Genomic DNA, 691 nt, shown 5'->3' on the forward strand with positions numbered 1-691 from the left:
TGACGCCGTAGCGGTAGATGCCGCTGGCGGCGTTGTCGGCATAGGAGAAGTTGCGCAGGCCGTAGTCGTCGCGCAGGCGCCCGACGGACAGGTCGAAATCGCTCAGGCCGCGCGCCAGCAGGGTGTTGGATACGTAGAACGGCAGGCTGGTCACCACTTGTCGACCCTGGGCGTCGGTGGTCACCACCGTGGCTTCGCCGGCTCCGTTGATGTACGGCACTTTGCTGATGGCGAAGGGACCGGGCTGCAGGTCGGCGCTGCTGGCCTTGTAGCCGTTGATGAACAGGTCGACGGTGCTGGGTACGGCGGCCTGGCCGTCGAAGCGCAGCAGCGGATAGGTGACCAGGTCCGGACGTACGCCGAAGTTGCGGGCGAAGCGAAAGCCGCCCATGCGTACCGGGGTGGTCCAGTTCAGCGCGCCGTTGACGTAGTCGCCCAGTTGGTAGCTGTGCATGTTGCGTTCGTCGTTGTACAGCCAGTAGGTGTCGTAGCGCAGGTAGCGGCTGTCGAGGTTGTCGGCGTCGCCGAAATAGCGGGTGTAGACGCCGGTGTTGGAGATCACCCCGAAGCCGTCGAACAGACGTTGCTCGAGCAGCGCGGAAAGCCAGGGCGTGGCGCCGTCGGCGGGGTCCGAGTAGTACAGGTCGTAGTTGAACAGCGCGCCGAGGCTGCTGCGCGCCGGGGCGCGGGC

1 protein-coding gene is annotated in these 691 nt (G+C 66.1%); it reads right to left on the minus strand.

The annotated features are described in order from the left end of the window. A partial coding sequence (locus FLP08_RS16795) for a fimbria/pilus outer membrane usher protein (protein WP_156278073.1) occupies positions 1-691 on the minus strand: 691 nt, incomplete at both ends.

This window comes from Christiangramia aestuarii (genome assembly GCF_009735585.1).
In the GTDB taxonomy this organism is placed as follows: domain Bacteria; phylum Bacteroidota; class Bacteroidia; order Flavobacteriales; family Flavobacteriaceae; genus Christiangramia; species Christiangramia aestuarii.